Source organism: Gemmata sp., from assembly GCF_051859125.1.
Classification (GTDB): Bacteria; Planctomycetota; Planctomycetia; order Gemmatales; family Gemmataceae; genus Gemmata.
On sequence record NZ_JBHYGG010000247.1, the window covers coordinates 1 to 23,956 of the forward strand.

Consider the following 23,956-nt stretch of genomic DNA (forward strand, 5'->3'; position numbering starts at 1 on the left):
TACAGCGCTATCTCCGGAAACTTGCCCCGGTTACAGATTCACCAGACAGAGCCTAATCCCTATGTCGCCTGTGGAAGGCGTCCGCAAGCCCCCAAAGGCGTCTCGCGGCTCCAAGTCCGTCATCAGCGACGACGAACACAAGCGGTTACTGGGTCACGCCGATCCCGAGTGGGTAGACCTCCTCACCCTGCTCTGGCACACGGGAGTAAGACCCGCCGAGATTACCGGTCTAACCGCCGAACAGGTGCGGTCGGCTCACGCGGTCAACGGGGCCGCAGTGGTTCCCTTGCCGAACCACAAGACCGCACACAAAGGCAAAGACCGATCCCTGCTCTTGCGGGGTGAAGCCCTGGCAACCGCGACCCGCCGAGCGAATGAGGTCCGAACCTGTTGTTCCGAGGTCAAGCTGGCCAACGCCTGACGCCCCGTGCGGTCGCGGCAAAGATGTCGCGGCTTTGTCGCCGGGCCAAGGCACGCCCGGTCAGTTTGTATGGCTACCGTCACACCTTCGCTACGGTCGCGTTGACCAGAGGACTTCCCGACGCTCAGGTTGCGGCATTACTGGGCCACTCCGATACTACGATGCTTCACAAGCATTATTCACATCTGACCAGTCAATCCCGAGCGTTGATTGACGCTCTCGGCAAAGTCCGACCTTGACCAGTGACAGCAACAAAAAAAACGCCCCGCATCTTGCGGGGCGTTTCAATTACTAGACCGACTATTTAAACTAGACGACATCGGCTACCACCCCGATTCCGTCACTTAGCGAATCCACCAACCACGGAAGATTGCACATGTATTATATCCCTCATTTCAGTGATTACAACAGTGATTACAACGCCAGTTTCCCGAGCGGCCAAATCCCACATGAACAGAGTATAGGCAACTTTGCAGAATCAGTCACTCAAGAACCACTCCCTAAAAATGCGATATCGGTCACCTGTGAGGGTCGCCGCCCTAGCGATAGCGACCCTCACCAAGTGTGTGCTTCGCCCCGTAGGGACAACAGCGAATGTGGACTAGATCAGCCGACTAGAAGCGGCTCAAAATCGCCTACTCATTGCTCACAATACAACTGGCGAAGACGGCAAAACCCTGACGCTGAGCACAGCCCCTGCTACCGACTGACCTGCCGCAACACCAATTGCCGTAGGCACTGGTCAATGAGGGAACACAACATACTCGCTCAGTCATTCCAGACCAAGCCGCCGACATTCTTCACGACCGTATCATTCGGTGGCGATTGGCCCAAGCGTCAAGACTTGTCACGCTGGATGCGTGCGGTGAACGCTTGCCTGCGATATCGCGACCCGGCCTACCAACACTGGCAACTATGCGAGATAGGCAAGGAGGGCAACTTCCACATTCACAGTTTGTCAATCGCAAGTCTGACATGTGACGCGATCCACAAGAGCATAAGCAACATTATAGAGAAGGCGATTCGTGTCTATGTTGACCCGGTTCGCGAACCGTTTGCGACGGCACGCTATGTTACTAAGGATATGGTCGGCGAAACAATTGATATACCTGAGTCGTATTGTGGTCGCGGGAAGCGGCTTACGATTTGTTCACGCGGGTTTCTATCCGCGTCAAGAGATCGGCTATGGGCCAATGCAAAACAAATGTTCGCCGCCAAAGCGAATGAAGCATGAACACAACATATCGTAACAACATCAAGGCATCGCCCGAACTACTGTCCGAGGTCGCGTCGCGTGCCATGTCATACATCAGGTCGCACCCGGGCATATCCCGCCGCGACCTCTACCGTTCATTCGGGAACAACATCCGGCGTACCATTCTTGTTCCCGCCCTCACCTGCCTCGTTGCGACTGGCGACGCACGGTTCCGGTTCGTGTCAACTGGCGGCCGGCCTGCTGAGTGTTGGTGGCCAGGGGGATTCCCTTGGCCCCGCTAGGACGAGGCTACCCGTCCAATGTTCAACCCCGCTCGTCCGAGACGGCGGGGCTGCCGTCCTCGCACCCACGGGCCGACAAACAAGTAAGTCGGGGGTACGGCCACGAATGTTCAGACCCGCACCCGCAAGACGGCACCGCCTCCGCCGTTTCCCCCCGCGTAGTTTTCAATTGATTATCAAACGATCAAAAAATGTTGAGCGGTTTCACGCCACGACCCGCCCTGCTCATCGCCTTGTGTGATGGCGACCGCTAGTAAGCCCCAGATCGCACCAAATCGCCGCTCCGGGCCGAACGCCCCTACTCTGGGGCAGAGTTCCCCTTTGGCGTCCCGACGCGATTCCGGGCCGATTCTTGCTCCGCCTCAACCGAGGTCACCGAAACCCCTTGTCCTGGTAACCTCGTCCGACTAAATTATGGTGACCGCCTAAGCGTTGGCAGGCGTGTGAAACGCTAGGAATCCTAAGGGAAAACGAACAACCCCCGGCATTTGCCAGGGGTTGTTAAATAGTGCCGAGGAGAGGACTTGAACCTCCACGCCCTTGCGAGCGCTAGAACCTGAATTTAACGGTCGGTCGCCTTGAATTTACAGCAGATCGAAGCGTCACACGCCAAGTCACGGAATCCCTTACGGATTCCTTACGGGCTTTCTGCGCTCCCGCTGCTCACTTCGCCTTCCGCTTCGCCACCGGCTCGGGGTCCGGCTCGACCTCGACCGCCCCTGCGGTGATCGCCTTCGCGTCCGCGCCCGCAGCGACGAGCTGCCGGAGCGCGTCCAGGTCGGTCGGGGGCTCCTCGCCGTCGGGGTTCACGGCCCGCATGCCGTCGGCCACGCCCAGCGCCACGGCCTCGGCGGCCTTCCTACGCAACCAAAGAAAGGGGTTCACGGTATCGTCCTCCAGGTGAAGGGCCGGCGGGTGCCGGCCCGGGTGTGTCGGGCCAGTCGTCGCGCAGGTCGGGCGGGACTTCCATCCCGTTCGCCCGCATCATCTCCACCAGGTGCGCCCGCCACACTGCCTTGACCTCGGCCGAGCAGTGGGCCATCGCGTCGGTCCAGGTCGGCCACCGCTTGTTGATCGCGTGGAACCGCATCTGGTACGGCAGCGACTGCTGGTTGTGCGGCTGGTCGGGCTGGTGCGCGACGCAGCACCACTCGCACGTCCCGGGCGGGCCGGGGGGCATGCGGAACCCGCCGCCCTCGACCGGGACCGCCTCGCCGGTGTTCACGTCCACCTTGAGGGTGTCGCCGATCTTGCAGAGCTTGCTGTTGCGCGACTTCGCCACCGGTTGCATCCTCGGTTCGGGGTAAAGGCCCGGGGAGCGCTCACCGGGCCGGATCTCGCCTCACAGCCAGCCTTCCTTCACGCAGCTCGCCACGGCCTCGGCGTGCCGGCAGTGCCCGTGCCGCACGAAACCCTTGCACTCACACGAGCAGCGGCCCTTGGGGTCGCAGAACACGCTGTAGCCCGTCTCGTCCGCGTCCGTCCCCCCGCTGATCTTGCTGAGCTGGAACCCGCGGCCCTGCCAACCCGCGGGGAACTCCTCGACCAGGTACTCGGCCTGGCGGGTCGGCGACTCGATTAGCAGCGTCCCGGCGGCCGGCGTCTCCGGCGCGTCGAACTTGTAGAACTTGAACCCCCGGTGCTTCACGCTCTTGGTGTCCGGGAGGACTTCGGTGTACAGTGTCATCGCCTCACTCCTATTCACGTAGGTTTGGGGAAGTGGGCCGGGCGGTGTTGGTAGCACCGCCCGGCCCGCACTCGTTCTCACCAGGGGATCTCGTCCCCGTTCGGCGCCGGCGGCGGCTCGTCTTGTACCACCACCCGCTCCGGGTCCACCGGGGCCGGCTCCTCGGCGGGATCGCCCACCTCGTCGTCGCAGGCTTCCAGGTTCTGCTCGCGGAGGATCTCACGCTCCCCGTCGCTCAGGCGTCTCATCGTCGTCCCCTCGGTTCGCGTCGGGGCCGGGCACCTTCGCCCGGCCCGGGTGTGGTTCAGTCCAGGAGCATCTCGGAGGAGATGCGGTACGCCGCCTGTAGCTTCTCCATCGCCTTGAGCGTCACCTTGTACTCCTTCCACCCGCACCGGCGGTTCTTCTCGCCGCCCACGAGGCGGGCCGCGGTGAGCACCCCCAGGGGTTCGATCCCCCGGCCCTTCAGCGTCAGCGGCGTCGAGAGGAAGTAGTGCCGGCCGTAGTGCGAGAGGCTCGCCTCGATGTGCGCGACCGGCTTGGCCTCGCCCATCTCCGGGTGGTAGCCGAGGAACCCGGCCCCCGCCCCGGCGTCCTCGACGACCGCGTCGGTGAAGGCCGCGGCGGCCCCCGCGTCGGTCGGGTCGGCGGCCAGGGCGGCCGCCAGGAGTTCGCTGTTCGTCAGGGTGGTCGCGATCATCTGTCTCTCCGGGTCGGGTGTTGTTCGGGTCGCGGGGCCTCGGGGTCACTCGTCGTCGCCGGTCCCGCTCGTCGCGGCCCACAGCCCGGCCCCGGCCAGGAACACGGAGCCGGTCACCACGTTGCCGAGGGCCATCTGAACCAGCCCGCAAACCGTCATCGTCAGGTACCCGAACATCTCGCGTTCCCCTCGTTCGTCCTTACACCTACACTATACACTACTCCGCACAGTAGTCAACACTACTCCGCACGGAATTTCTGGTTCATGTCCGGCCTGAAGTCTCGGACCGCCCCACCCCGCGGTGTGGGGCGGTCCTGCCCCGGCCGATCACCTGGCCCACTTCCCGCCGCCCAGGTAAACCCGGAACCCACCGGCCCGCACCACCTTCGTGAGCAGCCGTTTACGGCGGCTCTCCTGGTGGATCGTCGGGGCGTAGCCGGTCATCATCGCGGCCCGCATCTCGTCCCAGGTCCGGAAGGCCGTAGCCACGTTCACCAGCGTGTCGATCGGGTTGGCTTCGGTCAGCGTCAGCGTTTCCATCGTCGTCTCCGTGTCAGGTGCCCCGTTCGCGTCACACTGGTATCGTGCACTACACCGCATTCCTGACAACACTACTCCGCATGGATTTTTCGTTTCTCATAACCACCCCTAGTCCGCTTGACGGCACGGCTTGTGCGGAGTAGGGTGTAGGCATGGGAAGCACCGAACAGACCGGCCGGGACGTGGTCCCCGGGTTCGCGGAGATGGTCAAGGCGGCCCGCGAGTCGCGGGGGTGGTCGTGCGCGAAACTCGGCGAGGAGGCCGGGGTGAGCGCGAACACTGTCAGCGCGGTCGAGCGCGAGGTCCGCGCCCCGTCCCTGCGCGTAGCGTCCGCCCTGGTGGTCGCCCTCGACCTGAAGGTGTGGTTGCACGAGCCGGCGACGCCGACCGGGAAGAAGTGATGGGCACGGGACCGACCGATCCCAAGGCAGTGCGCCGGCTGCTGGAACTGCGGCTGAAGCGACTCGTCCGCGTCCGGGACGAACTGCTCGCGGTCGGGGACGACGTGCCGCCTGAGTTGGATTCGGAGATCAACGGCTTGCTCGCCGTGCTGTACCCGGCCGACGACGGTGCAGGTGGGGACATCGCCCCCACCTGACAGGGGCCGGATATCGTAGGGACGATATGACTTCGGTACCGGGAGTACGGTGCGGGCCGCGGGAACCTACGTGGCACGCAAGGAGTGGCAACGCAGGCACCGGCACCGGGCCTCGCCCCCGGTGGCGCTCTCGGTCCGGTTGCACAGCCGCGCCGCGTGGGACATCTCCTTCCGAAGTGCGTCCAACTCGGGCGCGCGGGAACTTTGCACGAGCAGCATCTCGTCCCGCAGTCGCACGAGCGCGGCGCGGAGGTCGTCGGCCAGGGGGTCGCCCAATGCGTTGCCCAATGCGTTGCTCGCCGGCGGGTCGCTCACGACGGCGGACCACATCAGCAACCGGTCGGGGTAGAGCCGGCACAGGTTGTCGGCCTGCCTGAGGAGCTGCCACCCGAGCGGCACCAACTCGGACCGGTTCATGACCGCACCTCTGGGAAATGGGGAGGGTCCGGGCGGGGCGGGTCGTGGTTCTGCGAAATGCATGCCCGCGTTAGTCGGGATTTCCCTTACCGGTGCCGGACGATTGGGGCATCCCACACGCTACCCGTCCCCCACGTGCCGTGTTCAAACGAACGGGGGCGGGGGGCGTAACACCCCCCGCCCCCGCCGTTGTGTTGGAACCCTGGCCCCGCCCCGGTCTGTTGCCCAAAGCAGCCGGGTCGAGCCAAGGGCTCCGCCTGAATCGTATACCCCTGCGGCCGCCCGTGTCAAATCGCTCCCGGCTAAAGGCTCACCGCAGGGTCGCGTACTCGGCGTCGAGCCGGGCGAGGACCGCGGCCCGCCGGTCCGGGTCGTGCTTCAGTTCGGCGGCCACGCGAATCACGACGTACCGGGCGACCCGGTGCCGGAACGTCGGGAACGGCTCGTCGGTCCACGCGCACTCGAACCCGGTCCGCTGGCGGAGGAGCGGCTCCAGCTCGTCCACCGCCCCGGCGAGTGGCAGCGTCCCGGCGATCACCCGCGCGGCCGCCCGGCCGGACGCCTCGCCCTCCCGGAGCGCGCGGACCCGCTGGGCCTCGAGGGCCGAGGCGTCGGCCTCGTGCCGGCGGACCTCGTCCCGGGCGTCGGCCCCCAGGGACGCGTCGACCCCCAGGGCGGCGAGGGCGAGGCCGAGGGCGAGCAGGGCGGCGGCCGAGGCGGCCCCGGTGCGGCGGGCGGTCACGGGCGGTCCTCCTGACGTGGGTCACAACGAGTAGGAACGTTAGCACGCCGCGGCCCCGGGAGGCAAGGAGGGTTACCCGAACGTTACACAACGACCGCGGGTCGGTCGTGCGCCCGGCCCGCTCTGGCACCGTCGCCTTGCGACCGGCGCGGCCCGCCCTACGCTGACACAGCACCGAAACTGGTTCCGGCGTGTGGGGGGGGGGCGACACATGGGGCACGGCACCGAGGCGAGTTCAGGGGCCGCCGGCCCGGCCGGCGGCGGCCCGGTGTCCGTGCTCGTGGTGGACGACAACGAGGACACCCGCGTGACCCTCGGCATGGTCCTCGAGTTGGAGGGGTTCGCGGTGCGGCTGGCCCGCGACGCCCCGACCGCGCTCGAGGCGGTCGCCGCGGCCCGGCCCGACGCGGTGGTCCTCGACATCGGCATGCCTGGGATGGACGGGTGGGAGCTGGCCCGCCGGCTCCGCGAGCTGGCCCCGGGCGGCTCGCGGCTGCTGCTGGTCGCGCTGAGCGGGTACGGGAGGAGCGCGGACCGGGAGCGGTCGGAGGCGGCGGGGATCGACGTGCACTTCCACAAGCCGGTCGAGCCGGACCTCCTGGTGCAAGTCCTCGCCGCGGCCCGGAAGTTCGCCGCCCGGCGTCAGGAACCCGCGTGACGACGCCTGGGGGCGGTCCGGAGTCTCGAGTACTCGACGCGGTGGGGGCCGCCGATGACGAGGATCCTGAAGGCCATGCCCGGAGTGTGACGGGCGGGGCCGGCGGGCGATGTCGGTTAAAATCGAAGTGCCTCCCGCGAAGTGCTGCGGGATTCTGTGCGCCCCTCAAGTGTCGCGCAACGGGATTGGGTGGCGTGGTCTGTGACAGCCCCACGCCTTTTTCATCTCAGCGGCTCACCGCCACTTCGGGGCCACTTCCAGGTTCCGCACCATGATCCGATCTGTCTGCACGTCGGTCCCGAGGCGGAACTCGTGTGCGCCGACGTCCTCGAAGCCGAGCTTGCGGTAGAACGCGATCGCACGCGGGTTCCGTTCCCACACGCCCAGCCAGACCGTCGTTGCCCCCGATGCGGATGCTTCTTCAAGCACCGCCTGCATCAGGCGCTTGGCGATGCCCCGGCCGTGCCAGCCCCTGTCCACGTAAAACCGCCACAGCTCGGCCGTTTCGGTCGAGGTAACGCAGGGCGGTGCTTTGCCGCGCCGCAACTGCGCGAAGGCGGCGAGGCCGTCGCAGGTGGCGAGGAGCGTGACGATCTCGGGCGACGTGATCTCGGCGAGCTGCTGGGCAGTTCCGTACGACGCGGCCAGATGCTCGGCGATGTCCTCCGGTCGGTTGTCCGCCTCGAACGTCTCGCGGAACGTGCGGGCGGCCAACCCCGCGAGCGGAGCAGCGTCATCCGGGACGGCGCGACGGATCGTGCAGGAAGGCTCTTCCACTTCGTGCCCTTCAAGCTTCTGGAGTGGAGTCGTGCGACCGGTCAGGCGGCGCTCGTAGGTCCGCATCTCCTCCACCACCCCTCCGGCCCGCTCCTTCGGCTGCCGCCCGACTTCCCTGTATCCCCGTGCGAGGTAGAACCGGCAGCCCCGCGGGTTGAACGCCGAACACGTCAGCCACGACCGCCCGTGCGCGGCCGCGATGTACCCCTCTGCATGCCGGAGAAGAAGGGTGCCCACGCCCCGCCCCTGGGCCGCCGGCTCCACCCACAGCCCGTTGACCTCGTCGCGCATCGGCTGGACGACCCCGAGCAGAACGCCGTCTTCCTCGGCCACGGACATGTCGGGCCAGTACCGCGTGTACCAGGCGCGCTCGAAGTCCCGCGCCAGCCAGTCTGAGACGAATTGAGGAGGGGCGGCGGTGAAGCCGCTCAGCCATGACCGCCGGGCCATCTCGATGAGGCCGGGCAGGTCGCCTTCCGACGCGGGGCGGATCGTCACCATCCGGGGCACTCCGGGCAGAACGGATTAGCGTGGCATCGGGTGCAAGTTTGCAGCGGCCAACCGGGCGACGAGCGGCATCGCCCTCCTCGGCGAACTCGGTACCACGTCCACCCGCACCACGCGACGAGCAGGACCAGCGGAACGGCCGCGAGAGGGATGCCGGCCCACGGGGGCAGCCAACGCGCCACCGGGAACGCGACGGCCGCCAGCACGCCAATGGCGGCGACGCCGCACCCGAGCTCGGCATCGTAGTGCGGGTATGGGAACCCCACGACGCCCCTACGTTCGCTGAGCGGCGATCAGTCCTCCAGCTCTTCCGACACGAGGTGGTATTCCGGCAACGCCTCCGCCACCGCCTCGATAAGCGACCGACAGGCGGCCCGATTCTCCGGCGGCTCGTACTCGAAGTCGATGATGGTCGGGCGGGGGAACAGGAAGAAGCCGACCTGCAGCCCGTCCCCTCGGACCGTCACGTAGGCGACACGGCCCAGCATCGCGAGGTGGTTGGTGACGATGGTGTCGGCCCGGGACATGTACGTTGCCAACTGGCCGGCCTGCTCGCGGACCATCCGGTCGGCGCGTTCGTGGTCTATGACGGTCAGCGGGAACCGGTCCGCGACACGTTGCAGCAACTCCGCCGGCTCGACGAAGCCTTCCACGTCGGGGTCGGGGTGCCGGTACACGAGGCTATCGACCAGCACGCTCGCCTCCGTCGGCCGCCGACCTTGCCCCTAACACGTGTTGCGCGTCCCAGCGGTGCATCTTCCCCGATCCGCGGGCGGGGTGCAACTACGCCTTTCTGAGGGCGTCCGTTAACCGCAGTTCACAGCACGGGATGCCCATCAGGGCGAGCAGCAGGTCGAGCGGGAACCCGGCGTCCGCCATCAGCAGGAACGGCAGGATCGCGGCGAGGATCTTCATCACCAGGTCGAACACCTTGGCCCAGTCCACCGCGCCCCAGTCGATCTTGCCGGGCTCGCCCTTCAGCTCCAGGTGGGCGGCCGCGTGCCGCTCCATGCGGCCGAGGATGCGGTCCCGCCGGGCGCTCGGCTCCATGTCGAGCACGGCCAGCACACGGCGGCTGCGGATCGTATCGGGCCGCCCCTCGATCTGGTCCCGCAACGCCTCCTCGAACGTCACGGACGGGCCGGCCCTCTCCGCGGCCCTCCCCGCCGGTGCGGGCGACTGGGCCGCCCGGGGCATGGGCAGCGGGACATCGCCCGCTCCAACACCCTCCGCTGGGACGGCGCCGTCCCCCGACCAGTTTACACAATCAGCTCGAGAGGAACCCGCGCTGTACTGTTAGCACCTTTGTTGACTCACCGGTTCGGGACGCCAGGTCGCGGGCGGGCGCCCGACACGACGACGTTGCCGGTCGCGTCCACCCAGTCCGGCCCGTGGCCGCCGTCGGCCGTGGTCGTCAGGCCGGCCAGGGCGCTGGGGTCCTCGGTGGCCGGGTCGCCGTCGTCGCCCGAGTTGTCGGTTACGAGCAGCGCCAGCGTGTCCTTGCCGTTGCCGCCCCTCACGTCGAGGTCCGCGGTGCCGGTGCTGGTCGCGTCGAAGGTCGCCCGGCCGGAGACCTTGTCGTTGCCGTTGCCGCCGCCGGCCGACAGCGCCAGGTCGCCCAACACGACGCCGCCGTAGGCGAAGTCCAGGTTGTCCTTGCCGTTGCCACCAGCCAACACCACCGACAGCGTCGCGCCGGCGCCGACGTCGGTGCCCGCGGCGTCGAAGTTGAGCGAGTCGTGCCCGTTCATGCCGCGCACCGTGATGCCGAGCCCCGCCCCGTCGGCCAGCGAGGAGGCCACCGGGTCGCCCGTGTCCGGGTCCGTCCCGTCTTGCATCAGGGCGCTGAACGTGTCGTGGCCGTTGGCCAGGCTCACGTCGTACACCCGCGCCCCGGCGAACGCGCCGTTGAAGGTGAGGCTCACGTCGTCGTTGCCCGAGCCGAGGGCCACCACGACGTCCGTCACCGGGTCGCCGCTGAGGGGGACCGCTTCGCCATCGCACGTGATGGTGAGCGTGCTCCCCTCGTCCGCGATGCGGACCACGTTGGCACCGGAGTCTCCGGTGATCGTCACGACTCCGTTCACTTCCGTCCAGGTGCAGGCTGGCACGACCCGGTCGCTCAGGGACTCCAGGCGCAAGGCGCACTTGCGCACCACCGCTCGCTGCTTCATGATCGCTCCTCATCCGGGCAGGAAATGTGCCGGTCCTCGCGACCGGACGCTCGGGCGACGCAGTGAGAGATGTGAGGGACTCACCGCGAACGCTCCTTTCTAACGCCGCACCAGTGCGGGAGAAGGCGCGTTCCGGAGCATCGCGGCGTTTGCGGTGCGAAACTGGCCGTGTTCTCTTCTGATGAAAAGGAACTCGGCCCGGAGCTGAATCACGGGCTGAATTCCGATACGGGCTGAAGAAGACGTTTGAGGTACTGGAACTATGCACCTCCGGTGCCGGGGTGATAGCACCCCGGCACCGCACAACGGTGCGTCACCAAGGGGATCGAGATACCAAACGTCCAAGCACAGGCACCGGTTGCCGCGAGGCGATTGCATAGTGCGTGCTCCCTGGGGCCACCGATGATGAGGGCGCGGAACGCCATGCCCGGAGTGTGGCGGGCCGCTGGGCCGGTGAGCGATGTCGGTTGAAAGGACGCGGCCCCGGGAACCCCCGGGGCCGCCTCGCCGAGCCGCTCAACACCTTGTCACAGCACGCGGACAACGCTCCCCCAGTCGTACCACGCGGTGACCAGTCCCGTACCGTCCGGCAGCTCCTGGATCTCGATCGCCGTCGGCTCGCCGAAGAGCGCGAGGAGCGACAGGATCAGCTTGATGATCTGCTCGCGGTGCTCCCACAGCCAACTCAGGAACGCCTCGAGCCGGCCGCCCTCGCCGAACGGCGCACCGACCTCGGCGGCCGCACCGACGATCAGGTCGTCGGACACCCCGGCGACCGCGGCCTCGGCCTGCTCGCGGGTAAGCTTCCGGACCTTGCCGTCCGGCCCCGGGATGCCGTCCCGCACGGCCCGCTCGACGGCCCCGTTCCGCGCGAACCGCAGCGCGATCCGCTTCCGCAACTCGCCGCGGGGTAGGAGCCCCTCGACCAGGCCGACGTCCGCGACCGGGGTCGCGCCCTGGACGGTACCGACCGCGGCCGGGGCCGGCACGTTGACCACGACGGGCGGCGCGTCCTGCTTCGTCGCGCGGGTGTACAGGAAGAACGCGAGCAGGGCGAGGATGCCGATCGCCTTCGCCCACTCGGGGAGTTTCGTGAACTGCTCCTTGAGCCACGCCCCCCTTGCCGCGGGAGCGGGCGGGGCCGGGGCGGCCGGGAGGTCGGTCACGGTCTTGTTGCCGGCGGTGTTGATCGTCTTCGGTTCCACGGTCGGTTCCTCACTTGAAGGGCCAGCCCGGTGCGGGGTGGCCGAGTTGTTTCCGGCACGACTCCAGAGCCCATCCGCTGTACTGCACCGCGGGCCACTGGCTCCAGAACGTGTCCGGCGTGTTCTCGGGGAGCAGGTGGGCGTGGCTGTGGCACCCGGCCGCGGTCGCCAGCCGGTGCACCCGGCGGCGGAGGCACTCGTCCAGGTGGAACCCGGCGGCCTTCCCCGGCGACATCGGCCACGGGTCGCACAGCACCCCCGCGGCCTCGAGGTCGAGGCGGAACGCGCGGTACGGGGCGAGCAGCCGGGCGGCCCGGTGCCGGACCTCGGGGTCGGCGGACCGCTCCGCGTCCAGCAGCGCGGCCCACGCCAGCGGGCCGAGCGCCCGGAGCCGCTGCTCGGCGCACTCGCGCCGGCCGTAGGAGTCGCTCCCGAGGCGAGCGACGTCGGGACCGATCAGTAGCGCGACGAGGAGCGTGTACACGGCGAGGGTCCCCGCTAGCAACTCTTGAACACCCCGGCCGTCAGGAACCCGTGCCAGCCGCAACAGCCGACGCAGTTGATCGAGGGGCTCAGGGTCAGCGTCTCGGGCTCGACCAACTCGCCGCTCACGATCTGCCAGCTCGGCCCGTTCGCGTGCTTCTGCTTGTCGGCCCCGATGCTGCCCATGCGGCCGCACCCGGGGCACGCGAACAGGAGGTGGTCCCGGTACGTCCCCTCGGTGTCGATGAAGACCGCCCCGGGTGCGGCGTGCTCGCCCTCGGGCCAGGCCTCGCCGGTGCGGGTCGCGGGCACGGTCCGCTTCGGGTCGATGGTCGTCATGGCGGGTCTCGCGTTTGGCCCCGGGCATCCGGCTGGCGAGCGACTCTCCCCGCGCTCTCCCTCCGCGGGTGACGTCGGAGGTGCGCCGGGCCGGGGTGTTCAGCGGTAGATCGGCGTCCGGACGAGTCGGCACGTCCCGTTGCCGTTGCAAACCTTGGTCAGCGTGTACCCGACGATCACGGGCGTCGGCGGAACGGCGGGGGCCGCCGCGACCGGAGAGGCCACCGGGCACTTCGCGGGGCAATCACCCGCCGTGCAGGCGCAGCCGTCGCCGCACCCGCCCTTGCGGATCTGCAGGTCCAGCGGGGCCGGCGGCATCTGCTTGGCGGCCGGCCCCTCGATCTTCTTGGCCGCGTTCTCAACGGCCCTCTTGACCGCCTCGTGCGGCGCGTCCTTGGGCAGCCGCTTCTCGATTATCATCCGGTCGCCGGCCGGGTACCCGACCACGACGGCCGGCCCGGTCACGTCGCCGAACGTCGGCGCCGGCACGAAGCAGGTCACGGCCCCCTCGACCTTCGGCCCGTCGCACGTGACGTAGACGACGAGCGGCGCGTTGTCGAGCAGGCTCTCCTTGCGGCCCAGGGCGTAGCCCTTCGGTACGACCGGCCGCGGGGCCGGGGCGACCGCGGCGACGCCGGGGGCGTCAGCGGCGGCAGCGGTCGGGGCCATCGCCTTCGCGGCGGCGACCGCGGCCCGCGCCCGGCGGCCCCGGTCGCCGTGGTCATCGGCGGACAGCACGGGGGCGAGCAGCACGAGCGCGGCGAGGGTCAGAACGCGAGTCCGCATGGGGTCTCCTTCACAGGGGCGATCAGGGTGAACCGGGCGAACGGGTCGGTGCGGCGCGGGGCCGCGATGAACAGGTCCCACAGGTTGCGCCGGGCGGGGAACCCGGTGACGCCGGAGTACGCCCGGCTGCCGCCCTGGCGGAGCGCCCGGTCCAGGCTCTCGGCGGTCGCCCAGAACCCGGCGGTGGACGGGTTGCCCCAGCCGACGGGGCCGGTGTGGTACGGCTGGCCGGTCCGCCGGCCGCGGTCGTCGGGCAGGTTGCTCCACGAGTTCTCGACGTGCCCGAACTCGCGGCCGTCCGGGGCGGCGTAGTACCCGTCGATGCACATGCAGTGGTTCCACGCCCCGATCCCCGCCCCGAGGTCCTGGGCGACCCCGTTCGCGTCCCGCGTGCGGCCGTACTTCCACAGGGCGCACCCCGCGACCGCGTACCCGCTCGCGAGGGCCTGCTTGCACTGGTTCCAGTTGAGGACTCGGACCGAGTCCTTGACCGGGTACTTCTTGGCCACCTCGACCAGCTCGGCCGGCACCCCGGACACGTTCCACGAGCGGGCGCGGGCCGGGTCGTACTCGGTCAGGTCCCACTTGCCGTACTTGCCCTTGGGGACCATCCCGCCGACCTTGGTGACCCAGGCGGCCGCGCCGACGTCGGTGGCCCCGTCAGACCGGCTCACCGAGCCCCCGAGGGACCGGAACCCCTGGACCTTCGCGCCGGCGTAGGCGACTTCCTCGCTGAAGAACGTGAACTCGCTCGGGTCGCCGCCGCGGGCCAGGATCTCGGTGGCCTCGGTCCGCTCGACGGCGGTGTCCGTGCCGAACCCGACGCACGCCCCGGTCGGGTTCTGGTCCTTCAGGGGGGTCGGTCGGCCGGTGAGCTTCTCGACCGCCTTCCAGAGGAACACCTCCTTCGGCAGGTCGCCCATGACGATCTGGCCGGCCGGGGTGTCCGCGAACGACTTGAACCGCGCGGCCGCGAGCTCGAGCTCGTTGGCCTCGGCGTCCGGGGTCCAGCCGGTCGTGACGGCCGGGTCGGCGGGCGGGGCCACCAGCGCGGCGACCTCGACCACCCGTGTCTCGATCACTTTCTGCGGGGTGATCCCGAACACGACGCCGACGAGCACACCCGCGGCCGTGGCCGCGAGGTACTTGAGGCCGGCGGACGCCGAGCCGGTGACGAGCGAGCGGAGCCGGGACGGCTTCGGGTCAGCCACAGAAGCACCTCAGGTACACGGCGTGGAGGGCGGAGCCGATCAGGGCGCCCAGTGCGATGTCGAAGAACCGGGCGATCCGCTCCAAGGCGGCCGCGGTCCGGGCCTCGGGGTCCATCAGAACGCCTCCAGGGCGGCCGCGAGCTTGGTGAACAACTCGGCGGCGGCCCGCCGCTGGTCGTCGGTGAGGGGGCCGTCGCCCGGGAAGATCGCGGCCAGATCCTTGGCGACCACGTCCCGCACGCCGGCGAGGTTCCGCACCCCATCGGGGGCGTCCAGGTCGACCATCTTGGTCGCGGACTCTTTGGCGAACGCGATGAACGCCTTGGCGGTCCCGAGGTCCGGGTTCCGCGCGGCCTTGGCGACCACGCCGTACACCGCGGCCAGGTCCTTGGCGTGGGCCTGCCGCTTGGCCAGGTCCCGCTCGGGGTCGGCGTCGTAGGCGGCCCTCAGGCGGGCAACGAGGGGGTCGGCCGGCTTCTTGTCGGGGGCGGGCCCGTCGCCGACGACGACCACGACCCGCGCCGCGCTCCCGTCGGGGGCCGTGACGACGAGCTTGTACCGGCCGTCGGTGGGGGTCGCGAAGTCGGCGATCTTGCCGCCGTCGGCCGGGAACAGGTCGGCCGCGGCGTCGTCGATGAGCAGCCACTTGGACGCGGGCTCGGCCGACAGTCGCAGGATGCGGCCCCGCTCGGCCCGGACCTCGGCCCACTTCGCCGGGTCGCCGCGCGGCACCTCGACCACCGCGGGCGGGGCCGCGGCAACGGCGTGGGCGACGAGGCCGCACAGGAGCAGGGCGGACGCGAGACGCATGGTGCGGCCCTCGGGTGAGCGGGCGGAACCATGCGAGTTTGGGAGACGGGGTTGTCTGTCCGCGGCGGGCCCGGGGATGTCACACGGCCCCGGACCCGAGCAGCGCCGCGACCTGCGCGAAGGCGTCGGCGATGCTGTCGCCGGTCGCCAGCGGCTGGACCGCGGACGCGTCGCCGGCCTGCGCCGCGGCGACCAGCTCGTTGACCTTCGCCCGGCACTCCTGGAGCGAGACCATCAGCGCGACGCACGCCGCCCGGGTGGCCCGGGTCTGCGCGTCCTGGCCGGTGAGGACGATGGCGACGGCGGCCTCGGTGGTGCGGGCCTTCTCCCAGTCCTGCTCGCCCTGGTCGGACCAGTCGAACGCCGTCGCGAGGTACTCCAGGGCTGCGGCCTGGCTGTCCAGGGGCGTGCCGTCCGGGAACGTGAGCCCGTTGGCCCCGGACCCGTCCGCCTTCATGCTGATGTGGTGGACCGTGTAGCCCTGGGCGCGGAGCGCGTCCGCCACCCGTTCGATGGTTGCCGCCATGTGGACCTCACGCTGGGATTAAAAACACTCGACCCGCTTGCCCGTTGCCGCCGCTCCCCGCCGTCCCCGTGCCAGCCGTTGCTCCGGTGCCGCCGACGCCGCCGTTTGCCGTGGGTAGAGTGCCGGTGTACGATCCGTAGAGGCACACTACCCCGCCACCATTCCCACCGCCGCCGCCACCCGCACCAGCGTTAGCCGACGCCCCGCTCACAAAGCCGTTCCCGCCGTTTCCACCGTCGGCCGAGATGGTCCCGTTGTTGATGATGGCCCGGAACGAGAGGAAAACGAACCCGCCGCCCGCACCACTAGCCCCCGACGACACGGCCGTGACTGTCCCCGTGAAAGAGACCCCGCCTGAACCACCGCCCGAACCGGCACAACACCAAGCGAGAGAAGTTCCCGCGAACGTCTTGATCCCGGTTACTGCAACGGGTGCGAATCGTGGGTATCCCGTGGATGCAATAGGGGCGGTTCCTGATGTACCACCGGCACCGCCCGTGCCCGAACCCGTCGCGGTAACCGCCGTTCCGCCCGCACCACTGGCACTGGCTGCGGCAATGTTTGCCGTGGATGATACGGTGTCTGCGGCTTGACCAGCCGCTGAGGTAGCCCCTGCATTCCTTAAAACTCCGTCTCTGCCGTCGCGGGATTCCAGACTGGAACCCCAGTAGTTTGTTCTACTCCCTTGTACCCTTAACCCCTTGGCAGCGGTGACCCCTACTCCCCCGCTCTGGCCGCTCCCCCCGTTGTTGCTGATTGCACCGTTGTTCGTGAGGGTGCCGGTCCCGAAGATGCGATACCCGTCCGGTCTGATCGTGACCCCGGAGGCGACCGTCATGTCCGTGACGAAGAGGTCGTTCGTCAGGGTGTAGACGTTGGCGGACGGCACCAGCCCCAGCACGGTGGACGAGCCGTTGAACGTGACCGCTCCGTCACTGCCGTCGCCGAACGCCCCGCCGCCGCCCCCGCCGCCACCTAACACCCAGCTCGTGTTGCTCCCGTCGGTCTGGAGCACCTTGCCGCTGTTGCCCGTCTGCGTCGGCAGCAGCGAGTTCAATGTCTGGTCGCCGGTGTTCGTCCCCGAGCTGGTGCCCGAGTGCGTGCCGCTGAACGTGCCGCTCTGCGTCGCGAGCGTGCCCAGGCCGAGCGTGGTGCGCTGGGCGGTGGCGTCGGCGTCGTCGAGCAGCGCCCGCCCGGCCGCGGTGCAGGCGATCTCCTCCACGTCCCCGGCCCCGGACGACGCCCGCCCGAGCAACTTGTCCGTGGCCGACACGTTCTGCAGCTTCGCGTAGGTCACCGCGTCGTTGGCGATCGTGGTCGCGACCGCCCCGGCCGCGGTGGTCACGTCGCCGGTGAGGGCCGGCATCCGGGCCGCCGGCAGCGCGCCCGTGGACAGGTCGGCCGCGCTGCCGGACGTCGCGACCGCCGCCAGGCCGGTGACGTCGGCGGCCGGGACCGTGGTGGACGCCGAGACGTTCGCGCCGTTGCCCTTCAGGTAACCGGTGAGGTCCGTGGTCGTCGCGCTCGTGACCGTGTTCGGCCCGGCCGCCCCGGTGGCACCCGTCGCGCCGGTGGCCCCCGCGGCGCCTGCGGCCCCGGGCGCCCCCGTGTCGCCGCGGGGGATCGTGAAGTTGAACACGGCGGCCGAGCTGGTGCCGGCGTTGGTGACGCTGGCCGAGCTGCCCGCGGTCCCGGTGGCCACCGTGCCGACCGCAATCGTGGCGGCCGCTCCGTCAGCCCCGTCAGCCCCGTCAGCCCCGTCGGCCCCGTCCGCACCCGCGGGGCCGGTCGGTCCGGTGGCCCCCGTGGCCCCGGTGGCTCCCGTCGCTCCTGTTGCCCCCGTGGGGCCGGTCGGCCCGGGGTCGCCCTGCGGCCCCTGCGGGCCGGTCGCGCCGGTGGCGCCCGTGGCCCCCGTCGCGCCCGTGGGTCCGGTCGGGCCGACGAGCGACGCGAGCCAGGCCGCCTCGTCCCCGACGAACCCCTCCGTGACCGCGACCTCGTACGCGCTGGCCCCGTCGTCCCCGTCCGCGCCGTCGGCCCCATCGGCCCCCGGGTCGCCCTGCGGGCCGGCCGGGATCTCGAAGTCGAACACGGCCGCCGAGCTGGTGCCCGAGTTGGTCACCGTCGCGGGGTCGCCATGGGGCACGTCGGTGACCGTGCCGACGGCGATGGTCGCCGCGGCCCCGTCGGCACCGTCCGCCCCATCCGCTCCGGCCGGGCCGGTGGCCCCCGTCACCCCCGTCGCGCCGGTGGCACCCGTTTCGCCCTGCGGGATCTCGAAGTCGAAGACGGCCGCGGCCGACGTGCCGACGTTCACCACGGTGGCCGGGTCGCCGGGGTCCACGGTGGTCACGGCACCCACGGCGATCGTGGCGGCGGCGCCGTCCGCCCCATCAGTCCCATCGGCACCGTCCGCACCCGCCGGGCCAGTGGCACCCGTGGCCCCGGCCGGGCCGGCTGGACCCGCCGGCCCGGTGGGGCCGGGCGTCCCGGTGCCCAGTGCCGTGATGAGGCCGCCTTCGACCGTGTCGCCGCCGCCCGAGGTGCCCGACGCTCCGTCCACGTATGTCACCGGGGTGCGGGCATCGATCCCGCTGAACCGGGAGATCGCGAACCCCGCCGCCGCGTAGCGGTAGGTCTGCCCGAACGCGATGCCGAAGGGGTAGCCGCAGAACGTGTCATAGATCTTCGCGCCGCTGGTGAAGTCGGCGACGAGCATGTGGCTCGCGGAAACCGATCGGGAGAACCCCGCGCCAGTCGTGTTGTTGTTGGTGTACACCTTGTCGTAGATCGACATCCACACGTTGCCCGAGCCCGTGTTCCCGAGCGGGTTCACGCCGGCCGTGTACACGCCGTATGCCGACAGGCCGCTGTTCCCGGCCGCCCCACTGTACACCGTGAGCCCGTCCGCGACGTACTCCCGGAAGTCGCCGCTGCTGAGGGCTCGTGCGCAGCAGAAGACCGACCCGCCGACGTACGCGGTGTAGCCCGCGTGAGCCGGCTGGAAGCCGCCGGACGGTCCCTCGGTGTATGCGTCCTGGAACAGGTAGATCGCGCCTTGGCCGCCGCCGGTGAACTCCTGGACTTCGATCAGGTTGGGGGTCGTGCTTGAGAAGGTCTGCCCGTTCACCCGGAAGAACGAGGTCCGTCCGAACCCGGCACTGATGCCGGTCGCGTTGCCCGACGAGTTCACCTGGAGCGACCGTTCGAGCGTCTTACGACCGCTGATGGTCTGGTCGTCCTTGCTCACCAACCCCGGGAGCCCGCTCGCCGCGTACCCGTAGGGCTCGAACTCATAGAGCCCGGCCTGCTTGCTCGGCCACATCCACACCCGCAGCGTGGCGGCCGGGTTCGCGAAGTTGGTGCCGTCCACGGTGCTCGGCACCGCGTTGAACGTTGCCGACTCCGACCCGTCGTCCGCCCACGTCCCGCCGCTGGTGAGCGCGACCGCCACCCACTTCCACTTGCCCGAGCTGCTCGTGGTGAGCCGCGCGAAGAACCCCGCGGCACCGGACCCGCCCGAGCTGACCGGCACCAGCTCGAAGGTGAGGCCCGCATTCCCGTCGGCACTGCGGCACCACGCGAAGTCGCCGACCGCGAGCGTGACCTCGGTGCCGGCGGCCGCGGGGAGGGCCACGCCGGGGTTGTCGGCCCCGCCGATGCGCCCGCCGACCTTGGCCTCCCACGCACCGGTGCCTGCGGGCTCGCCGTCGGTGGCGCTGGTGGCCCACCACTCCTCGAACTCGTAGGTCTTGGGCGTGCCGGCGATGACCGCGGTGACCCGGACGAGGAACCGGCCCTCGGGCGGGGCGGTCGTGAACTGGGGTGCGGCGGGAAGGGGTGGCATCCCGTGACGGTGGCCGCCGGGGTTGCCTGCCCGCCGGTTGCCTGTGGAGCCCGCTTGCCGATACAGCGCGTGCGCATTCTAATGTCGGTGCGACGCGGGCCGGCCGGTTCGTGATCGTCACCGCCCAAGGTTGTCCCGCCCATGCCACCCGGCCCGCCGCAGTGGAACCCCACGAGAGTTAAAGGCCACAAGCGGAGCCTCGGCACGTACTCGCTCCCCCTGGTCGTTGACACCGACGCCGGCGAGGGCTACCTCAAGGTCCTGTCCGACAAGACCTCGCCCCACGACCTCGCCAGCGAGTACATCGGCACCCAGTTGGCGCACCTCCTCGGCCTGCCGACGCTCGATTACGCGGTCATCGACCTGCCGGCGGCGGCCCCGATCGAGCTCGCGGGCGGGGCCTGTCACCAGGCCGGCCCGGCGTTCATCACCCGAGCGATGGACGGCATGCCGTGGCCGGGCACCGCGGCCGACCTCAAGGCGCTCGTCAACCCCGGCGACCTCGGCCGGCTCGTGGCGTTCGACACCTGGACGCTGAACTGCGACCGCTTTCGCCCCGCCCTGGAAGGGCGGGGCCGCAGGCGGAACACGAGCAACGTGTTCCTGTCGCGCGAGGGCGTGAGCGGCGACCAGTTCCGCCTCGTCGCGATGGATCACGGGTGCTGCTTCAAGTGCCAGGGCGACCTGACGCCCCACACGATCCGCTCGGCGACCGGGGACCGCACGCTGTACGGGCTGTTCGAAGAGTTCCACGGCAGGGCACAGCGAAGGGACGCCCTGCTGCTCGCGGATGCCGTACAATTGATAACGAGGCCCCAGATCCACGCTATCGTGGCCGGGACGCCTCGGCCCTGGCTCGATTGCGACGCCGCGAGGACCGCCCTCGAGGACCTGCTCGTCGATCGGGCACGAATTCTGAGGAGCATCATCGACTCGAACCTTCCGCCGGCCGATCTGTTTGACATCCGGCCGCCCGGGGGACCAGGCACATGAGCATCGGCTACTACTCCCTGATCCAGTACTGCCCCGACGTCGGTCGTCTCGAGGCCGTCAACATCGGCCTCATCCTGTACAGCGCGGACCCGGCACTGGCCCGGGTCCGCACGGTCAACGGGTACCGGCGGGCCCGTACCGTGTTCGGCAGGGCGACCGTCTCGCCGCGGCACTTCGAGCGGCTGTGCGCCGGCGTCGAGGCCCGCTTCAGGGCGGCCGCCAAGTCGTTCGCGGGCGTCGCCGACCTGAAGCAGTTCATCGCGCGGGAGGCCAACGACCTGCTCATCACCCCGCCGCGCCCCGTGGCGATCGAGTCACCGGCCCGAACGATGGACGAGCTGTTCGACAAGCTCGTGGAGAGCAAGTCGCCGCCGGTGGTGCGGTACCGCGGCGTCCGGGGGCGGCTCGAGGCGGAGTTCTCGAAGCCGGAGTTCGAGGGCCGCATCGCCCGGGAGATCCCGGTTCAGCTCCCGCTGATCGGCTCGAGCATCAAGGTCCCGTTCGGGTACCAGAACGGGAAGTTCAACCTGATTCAGACGGCCACGTTCCGGGACGAGGGGCCGGTCAGCTTGTTGAACAGCGCGGGGCGCTTCAAGCTCGAAGGGAAACTGATCCACGAGGCCAATCAGGAGCTGATCGTTGTCGGGGAGTTCCCCCGCGACGACCACGAGCTGGAGGGCAGCGTCCGCCGCCTCATCGGCGACCAGGCCACCTTGTACACGGCCGACGACCTGGAGAAGCTGTTCGACACGATCCGCAAGAACGCGAAGCCGCTCCCCGTGGACCGGGTCTAGCACCACACCTCTCACGGGCCGCCTTAGGGTGGCGCGCACCCGTACACCTTTCGCCCGGCCCTCAAATCGCGCATACTCCCCACCGAATCGTCTCTGAGGGGCCGCCGCGCGGGCCGGCGAGTCCCCGCAGTCAACCGCCCGCGTGAGGGTTCACCCCATGCGGGCGTTGTCGTTGGCGGTCCTCAGTCTGGGGGCGATCATGGTTGCGGCGGAAGCGGAAGCACAAGAGAAGAAGGCGGAGAAGGAGGCCATCAGCATTCGGCGGTGGATCGCGGCTCAAAAGATGTTCCTTGACCCCAAGGAAACGAAAGGCTTTCTGGAAGAAGTGAAGGGCAAGACATACTGGCGAATCAACGGCAGCGAACCGGGGTTTGCCGGTGCCGAGGATGGCAGCGAGATCGCCGCGAAGGGCGGCACCTGGATTGTTGAAACCGAGATCAACACCGTCGGCGGCCCTCGGAAGTTTCGCTGCAAGTTGAAAGACCCGTCGAAGAAGGACTAAATACCTCCCGCCAAATGGAGAAGTGTCGTCCTGGCTGGCGGAGTCCCGTTGCGGTACCCGCAACGTCGGCGGATGATAGGTAGTGGGGCGACCGGCCTGAATTGACGGGTATGTAGTTGCCGCATCATCAATGATTTCAAGGCGGTGGCGAACATCGAAACCCGTCAACTCAGGCCGGTCGCCCCAGTAGCCTCAACCAGTCCGAGAGAGGCCGTATGAGGCTCCCGAATGGCCAAAGGTCCCCCGAAGACAGTTACGCTCGCCCCTGACGAGTACGCCGCCCGGTACGTCGGGCGGGCGGCCGACGGGCGGCAGTTTTTCCTGACCAACCCGTTCGTCCCGGCCACCGGCGGCGAACCCGGACGGGAGTTCCTGGCGCTGTACCTGTTCGACAAGGCGGGCGCGCTGGCAGGCGTGCGGATTGAGGACCTGGGGACGCGGGCCGCGTTGGACGAGGACGCCGCCCGCGCCCGCCGGGCAGCGATGCTGGAGTCGCTCGGGCCGGTGAAGTTCGGCAAGGTCAAGGTGGCCCCGTTCCGGGTAGAGGCGTTCGGGGTGGAGTTCGGGTTCATCCCGCAGCCGCCGGACGAGCCGGGCGAGGACTGGTCGGTGGTCGTTCAGCCGGGCAATTACATGTGCTTCTGGTCGCCGTGGACCAGTGGCGAGTACGACACCTGAAGGAATCGTCCATCACTTCCGCATTTGGCGGGAGGTATTTAGCTCACCTTGAACAGACCGTCGGTGTGGTCCCGCAGGTGGAACAGCGAGTCGTCGTCGCCCAGATCCTCGATGGCGGTGTACGGCGCGTCGGGCTTCGCCACCTCGTAGTACCCGTTCTCGATTGCGCCGGACGTGGCCCAGTACCGCAGTTTGTAGTGCGTCTGGGGCTTGTAGAACCAGACCCACTTGAGATCCCACGAGTACCCCGACCCGATGGGGTCGGGCTGCAACTTCGGTTCGACGCCCTCCAGTAGACACGTCCCGATTCCGCGGCCGAATAGCACCGTCGAGTTCGTCGAGCCGATCCACGGCCGGGTGCCGACGTCGGGGTCGCCGTACACCCGCTTGAAGAGCGGCGAGTCCGGTTTGAATTGGTCCTCGGGAATCCGCCGCCAGATGGCCGAGAACTTCCCCTCGCAGTCGGTGTAGCCGATGTTGTAGGGCACCGGGGTGTTGTGCGGCGGGCTCCCGTCCGAGGTCTTGAACTTCATGATGCCGCCCGGCATCGTCGTGTACTGGGCGGCGGTCGTCACCTCGGCCTGGATGTGACCGGGCTCGGTCACGTATCGCTGTATCTCCGAGTCCAGTTCGTCATCGGGCACGAACCGCATCGGCACCTGTTCGTACTGCGCGGTGATCTCGGCCGCGTCCCACCGCGGGCTCCGGTTTCCCTCGCCCGCTGACACGTCGTCCTCGATGAACTTGTGCCCGGTGACGTTTGCTTTGCTGCACCACCACTGGTCGTAAGTGGGGTGCGTCTGCGGTTTGAGGCGGCTGAGCTTAGCGACGGGGTCGCCGCCGCTCGTGTCGAGCCACTTTACCGTTTGGCCGACGAGGTGCTTGATGACGTCGAACCGGTCGTTCCAGTCGCACAGCCACCGGCGAGTGCATCCATTCCCGTCGGGGGAGTAGAACTCCTCCGGGTTGTTCCCGTCGTCGATGCCGCGGGTGCCCAGGTGCCACGCGGCGATCTCGTCCGCGTCGTAGGGGCGAAGGGTGCCGTCGGGATTAACCGGCATGGG

31 protein-coding genes are annotated in these 23,956 nt (G+C 69.1%); 8 read left to right on the forward strand and 23 right to left on the reverse strand.

From position 1 onward, the window contains the following. The first annotated feature begins 390 nt into the window (after positions 1-390). On the forward strand, positions 391-660 hold the full coding sequence (locus ACTIGN_RS20905) for a tyrosine-type recombinase/integrase (protein WP_439627419.1): 270 nt from the start codon (positions 391-393) through the stop codon (positions 658-660). Positions 661-2,581: 1,921 nt separating this feature from the next. Here the strand turns inward: ACTIGN_RS20905 and ACTIGN_RS20910 are convergent. The 7 genes from ACTIGN_RS20910 to ACTIGN_RS20940 all read right to left on the reverse strand — a co-directional run bounded on the left by ACTIGN_RS20910 (position 2,582) and on the right by ACTIGN_RS20940 (position 4,845). Beyond that, the gene (locus tag ACTIGN_RS20910) at positions 2,582-2,803 is read right to left on the reverse strand and encodes a hypothetical protein (RefSeq protein WP_439627421.1); all 222 of its coding nucleotides are present in this window, start codon (positions 2,801-2,803) and stop codon (positions 2,582-2,584) included. After that, entirely contained in the window at positions 2,778-3,200 is a 423-nt protein-coding gene (locus ACTIGN_RS20915) for a hypothetical protein (RefSeq protein WP_439627423.1), read from the reverse strand. The genes ACTIGN_RS20910 and ACTIGN_RS20915 overlap by 26 nt, the downstream gene beginning before the upstream one ends. A 60-nt stretch (positions 3,201-3,260) precedes the next feature. Continuing rightward, positions 3,261-3,605 carry a hypothetical protein gene (locus ACTIGN_RS20920; RefSeq protein ID WP_439627425.1) on the reverse strand — a complete coding sequence of 115 codons (345 nt, stop codon included), beginning with the start codon at positions 3,603-3,605 and terminating at the stop codon, positions 3,261-3,263. Between the two features lie 77 nt (positions 3,606-3,682). Continuing rightward, a complete protein-coding gene (locus tag ACTIGN_RS20925; protein WP_439627427.1) occupies positions 3,683-3,853 on the reverse strand; it encodes a hypothetical protein in 171 nt (56 codons plus the stop codon). Positions 3,854-3,909: 56 nt separating this feature from the next. Then, the gene (locus ACTIGN_RS20930; protein ID WP_439627429.1) at positions 3,910-4,305 is read right to left on the reverse strand and encodes a hypothetical protein; all 396 of its coding nucleotides are present in this window, start codon (positions 4,303-4,305) and stop codon (positions 3,910-3,912) included. A gap of 45 nt (positions 4,306-4,350) precedes the next feature. Next, positions 4,351-4,482 (reverse strand): hypothetical protein, encoded by a 132-nt coding sequence (locus ACTIGN_RS20935; RefSeq protein ID WP_439627431.1) that lies wholly within the window; start codon positions 4,480-4,482, stop codon positions 4,351-4,353. A gap of 150 nt (positions 4,483-4,632) precedes the next feature. Beyond that, positions 4,633-4,845 carry a hypothetical protein gene (locus tag ACTIGN_RS20940; protein WP_439627433.1) on the reverse strand — a complete coding sequence of 71 codons (213 nt, stop codon included), beginning with the start codon at positions 4,843-4,845 and terminating at the stop codon, positions 4,633-4,635. A 152-nt stretch (positions 4,846-4,997) separates the two neighbouring features. Here ACTIGN_RS20940 and ACTIGN_RS20945 point away from each other — a divergent pair, with 152 nt between their 5' ends. Next, entirely contained in the window at positions 4,998-5,246 is a 249-nt protein-coding gene (locus ACTIGN_RS20945; RefSeq protein WP_439627435.1) for a helix-turn-helix domain-containing protein, read from the forward strand. Then, the gene (locus ACTIGN_RS20950) at positions 5,246-5,443 is read left to right on the forward strand and encodes a hypothetical protein (protein ID WP_439627437.1); all 198 of its coding nucleotides are present in this window, start codon (positions 5,246-5,248) and stop codon (positions 5,441-5,443) included. The genes ACTIGN_RS20945 and ACTIGN_RS20950 overlap by 1 nt, the downstream gene beginning before the upstream one ends. A gap of 66 nt (positions 5,444-5,509) precedes the next feature. Here the strand turns inward: ACTIGN_RS20950 and ACTIGN_RS20955 are convergent, their stop codons facing one another. Further along, on the reverse strand, positions 5,510-5,860 hold the full coding sequence (locus ACTIGN_RS20955; protein WP_439627439.1) for a hypothetical protein: 351 nt from the start codon (positions 5,858-5,860) through the stop codon (positions 5,510-5,512). A gap of 310 nt (positions 5,861-6,170) precedes the next feature. Further along, entirely contained in the window at positions 6,171-6,602 is a 432-nt protein-coding gene (locus ACTIGN_RS20960; protein WP_439627441.1) for a hypothetical protein, read from the reverse strand. Positions 6,603-6,813: 211 nt separating this feature from the next. Between ACTIGN_RS20960 and ACTIGN_RS20965 the strand changes: the two genes are divergently transcribed. Next, positions 6,814-7,260 carry a response regulator gene (locus ACTIGN_RS20965; protein ID WP_439627443.1) on the forward strand — a complete coding sequence of 149 codons (447 nt, stop codon included), beginning with the start codon at positions 6,814-6,816 and terminating at the stop codon, positions 7,258-7,260. Positions 7,261-7,494: 234 nt separating this feature from the next. Here the strand turns inward: ACTIGN_RS20965 and ACTIGN_RS20970 are convergent, their stop codons facing one another. The 13 genes from ACTIGN_RS20970 to ACTIGN_RS21030 all read right to left on the reverse strand — a co-directional run bounded on the left by ACTIGN_RS20970 (position 7,495) and on the right by ACTIGN_RS21030 (position 19,925). After that, on the reverse strand, positions 7,495-8,538 hold the full coding sequence (locus ACTIGN_RS20970; protein WP_439627445.1) for a GNAT family N-acetyltransferase: 1,044 nt from the start codon (positions 8,536-8,538) through the stop codon (positions 7,495-7,497). 299 nt (positions 8,539-8,837) lie between these two features. Then, the gene (locus ACTIGN_RS20975) at positions 8,838-9,239 is read right to left on the reverse strand and encodes a hypothetical protein (protein ID WP_439627447.1); all 402 of its coding nucleotides are present in this window, start codon (positions 9,237-9,239) and stop codon (positions 8,838-8,840) included. 88 nt (positions 9,240-9,327) lie between these two features. After that, the gene (locus tag ACTIGN_RS20980) at positions 9,328-9,741 is read right to left on the reverse strand and encodes a hypothetical protein (RefSeq protein ID WP_439627449.1); all 414 of its coding nucleotides are present in this window, start codon (positions 9,739-9,741) and stop codon (positions 9,328-9,330) included. Between the two features lie 116 nt (positions 9,742-9,857). Continuing rightward, positions 9,858-10,718 (reverse strand): hypothetical protein, encoded by an 861-nt coding sequence (locus ACTIGN_RS20985; protein ID WP_439627451.1) that lies wholly within the window; start codon positions 10,716-10,718, stop codon positions 9,858-9,860. 527 nt (positions 10,719-11,245) lie between these two features. Continuing rightward, positions 11,246-11,923: a hypothetical protein gene (locus tag ACTIGN_RS20990; RefSeq protein ID WP_439627453.1), complete on the reverse strand. Its 678-nt coding sequence runs from the start codon at positions 11,921-11,923 to the stop codon at positions 11,246-11,248. A gap of 10 nt (positions 11,924-11,933) precedes the next feature. Further along, positions 11,934-12,407, reverse strand: a complete 474-nt coding sequence (locus ACTIGN_RS20995) for a hypothetical protein (protein WP_439627454.1) — start codon at positions 12,405-12,407, stop codon at positions 11,934-11,936. Positions 12,408-12,421: 14 nt separating this feature from the next. Continuing rightward, on the reverse strand, positions 12,422-12,745 hold the full coding sequence (locus ACTIGN_RS21000; protein WP_439627456.1) for a DUF6527 family protein: 324 nt from the start codon (positions 12,743-12,745) through the stop codon (positions 12,422-12,424). 99 nt (positions 12,746-12,844) lie between these two features. Continuing rightward, complete coding sequence (locus ACTIGN_RS21005; RefSeq protein ID WP_439627458.1) at positions 12,845-13,531, reverse strand: hypothetical protein; 687 nt, start codon at positions 13,529-13,531, stop codon at positions 12,845-12,847. Beyond that, a complete protein-coding gene (locus tag ACTIGN_RS21010; protein WP_439627460.1) occupies positions 13,513-14,742 on the reverse strand; it encodes a hypothetical protein in 1,230 nt (409 codons plus the stop codon). Before ACTIGN_RS21010 ends, ACTIGN_RS21005 begins: the two co-directional genes overlap by 19 nt. Beyond that, a complete protein-coding gene (locus ACTIGN_RS21015; RefSeq protein ID WP_439627462.1) occupies positions 14,735-14,857 on the reverse strand; it encodes a hypothetical protein in 123 nt (40 codons plus the stop codon). The genes ACTIGN_RS21010 and ACTIGN_RS21015 overlap by 8 nt, the downstream gene beginning before the upstream one ends. After that, positions 14,857-15,552, reverse strand: coding sequence for a hypothetical protein (locus ACTIGN_RS21020; RefSeq protein ID WP_439627464.1), 696 nt, complete (start codon positions 15,550-15,552; stop codon positions 14,857-14,859). The genes ACTIGN_RS21015 and ACTIGN_RS21020 overlap by 1 nt, the downstream gene beginning before the upstream one ends. A gap of 79 nt (positions 15,553-15,631) precedes the next feature. Then, complete coding sequence (locus ACTIGN_RS21025; RefSeq protein ID WP_439627466.1) at positions 15,632-16,078, reverse strand: hypothetical protein; 447 nt, start codon at positions 16,076-16,078, stop codon at positions 15,632-15,634. A gap of 7 nt (positions 16,079-16,085) precedes the next feature. Next, positions 16,086-19,925 (reverse strand): hypothetical protein, encoded by a 3,840-nt coding sequence (locus ACTIGN_RS21030; protein WP_439627468.1) that lies wholly within the window; start codon positions 19,923-19,925, stop codon positions 16,086-16,088. A gap of 141 nt (positions 19,926-20,066) precedes the next feature. Between ACTIGN_RS21030 and ACTIGN_RS21035 the strand changes: the two genes are divergently transcribed. From ACTIGN_RS21035 to ACTIGN_RS21050, 4 genes are all read left to right on the forward strand, one after another. Next, positions 20,067-20,918, forward strand: coding sequence for a HipA family kinase (locus ACTIGN_RS21035; RefSeq protein ID WP_439627470.1), 852 nt, complete (start codon positions 20,067-20,069; stop codon positions 20,916-20,918). Further along, on the forward strand, positions 20,915-21,712 hold the full coding sequence (locus ACTIGN_RS21040; RefSeq protein ID WP_439627472.1) for a DUF3037 domain-containing protein: 798 nt from the start codon (positions 20,915-20,917) through the stop codon (positions 21,710-21,712). Before ACTIGN_RS21035 ends, ACTIGN_RS21040 begins: the two co-directional genes overlap by 4 nt. A gap of 157 nt (positions 21,713-21,869) precedes the next feature. Then, positions 21,870-22,214 (forward strand): hypothetical protein, encoded by a 345-nt coding sequence (locus ACTIGN_RS21045; RefSeq protein WP_439627474.1) that lies wholly within the window; start codon positions 21,870-21,872, stop codon positions 22,212-22,214. 228 nt (positions 22,215-22,442) lie between these two features. Continuing rightward, the gene (locus ACTIGN_RS21050) at positions 22,443-22,892 is read left to right on the forward strand and encodes a hypothetical protein (protein ID WP_439627476.1); all 450 of its coding nucleotides are present in this window, start codon (positions 22,443-22,445) and stop codon (positions 22,890-22,892) included. Between the two features lie 38 nt (positions 22,893-22,930). Here the strand turns inward: ACTIGN_RS21050 and ACTIGN_RS21055 are convergent, their stop codons facing one another. Further along, the gene (locus ACTIGN_RS21055; protein ID WP_439627478.1) at positions 22,931-23,953 is read right to left on the reverse strand and encodes a hypothetical protein; all 1,023 of its coding nucleotides are present in this window, start codon (positions 23,951-23,953) and stop codon (positions 22,931-22,933) included. Between the last annotated feature and the right edge of the window lie 3 nt (positions 23,954-23,956).

Coding starts and splice junctions, on each gene's coding strand:
- ACTIGN_RS20920 (WP_439627425.1), bottom strand. CDS start 3,605: ATGACACTGTACACCGAAGTCCTCCCGGACACCAAGAGCGTGAAGCAC.
- ACTIGN_RS20925 (WP_439627427.1), bottom strand. CDS start 3,853: ATGAGACGCCTGAGCGACGGGGAGCGTGAGATCCTCCGCGAGCAGAAC.
- ACTIGN_RS20930 (WP_439627429.1), bottom strand. CDS start 4,305: ATGATCGCGACCACCCTGACGAACAGCGAACTCCTGGCGGCCGCCCTG.
- ACTIGN_RS20935 (WP_439627431.1), bottom strand. CDS start 4,482: ATGTTCGGGTACCTGACGATGACGGTTTGCGGGCTGGTTCAGATGGCC.
- ACTIGN_RS20940 (WP_439627433.1), bottom strand. CDS start 4,845: ATGGAAACGCTGACGCTGACCGAAGCCAACCCGATCGACACGCTGGTG.
- ACTIGN_RS20945 (WP_439627435.1), top strand. CDS start 4,998: ATGGGAAGCACCGAACAGACCGGCCGGGACGTGGTCCCCGGGTTCGCG.
- ACTIGN_RS20950 (WP_439627437.1), top strand. CDS start 5,246: ATGGGCACGGGACCGACCGATCCCAAGGCAGTGCGCCGGCTGCTGGAA.
- ACTIGN_RS20955 (WP_439627439.1), bottom strand. CDS start 5,860: ATGAACCGGTCCGAGTTGGTGCCGCTCGGGTGGCAGCTCCTCAGGCAG.
- ACTIGN_RS20965 (WP_439627443.1), top strand. CDS start 6,814: ATGGGGCACGGCACCGAGGCGAGTTCAGGGGCCGCCGGCCCGGCCGGC.
- ACTIGN_RS20970 (WP_439627445.1), bottom strand. CDS start 8,538: ATGGTGACGATCCGCCCCGCGTCGGAAGGCGACCTGCCCGGCCTCATC.
- ACTIGN_RS20980 (WP_439627449.1), bottom strand. CDS start 9,741: ATGCCCCGGGCGGCCCAGTCGCCCGCACCGGCGGGGAGGGCCGCGGAG.
- ACTIGN_RS20985 (WP_439627451.1), bottom strand. CDS start 10,718: ATGAAGCAGCGAGCGGTGGTGCGCAAGTGCGCCTTGCGCCTGGAGTCC.
- ACTIGN_RS21000 (WP_439627456.1), bottom strand. CDS start 12,745: ATGACGACCATCGACCCGAAGCGGACCGTGCCCGCGACCCGCACCGGC.
- ACTIGN_RS21005 (WP_439627458.1), bottom strand. CDS start 13,531: ATGCGGACTCGCGTTCTGACCCTCGCCGCGCTCGTGCTGCTCGCCCCC.
- ACTIGN_RS21015 (WP_439627462.1), bottom strand. CDS start 14,857: ATGGACCCCGAGGCCCGGACCGCGGCCGCCTTGGAGCGGATCGCCCGG.
- ACTIGN_RS21020 (WP_439627464.1), bottom strand. CDS start 15,552: ATGCGTCTCGCGTCCGCCCTGCTCCTGTGCGGCCTCGTCGCCCACGCC.
- ACTIGN_RS21025 (WP_439627466.1), bottom strand. CDS start 16,078: ATGGCGGCAACCATCGAACGGGTGGCGGACGCGCTCCGCGCCCAGGGC.
- ACTIGN_RS21030 (WP_439627468.1), bottom strand. CDS start 19,925: ATGCCACCCCTTCCCGCCGCACCCCAGTTCACGACCGCCCCGCCCGAG.
- ACTIGN_RS21035 (WP_439627470.1), top strand. CDS start 20,067: ATGCCACCCGGCCCGCCGCAGTGGAACCCCACGAGAGTTAAAGGCCAC.
- ACTIGN_RS21040 (WP_439627472.1), top strand. CDS start 20,915: ATGAGCATCGGCTACTACTCCCTGATCCAGTACTGCCCCGACGTCGGT.
- ACTIGN_RS21045 (WP_439627474.1), top strand. CDS start 21,870: ATGCGGGCGTTGTCGTTGGCGGTCCTCAGTCTGGGGGCGATCATGGTT.
- ACTIGN_RS21050 (WP_439627476.1), top strand. CDS start 22,443: ATGGCCAAAGGTCCCCCGAAGACAGTTACGCTCGCCCCTGACGAGTAC.
- ACTIGN_RS21055 (WP_439627478.1), bottom strand. CDS start 23,953: ATGCCGGTTAATCCCGACGGCACCCTTCGCCCCTACGACGCGGACGAG.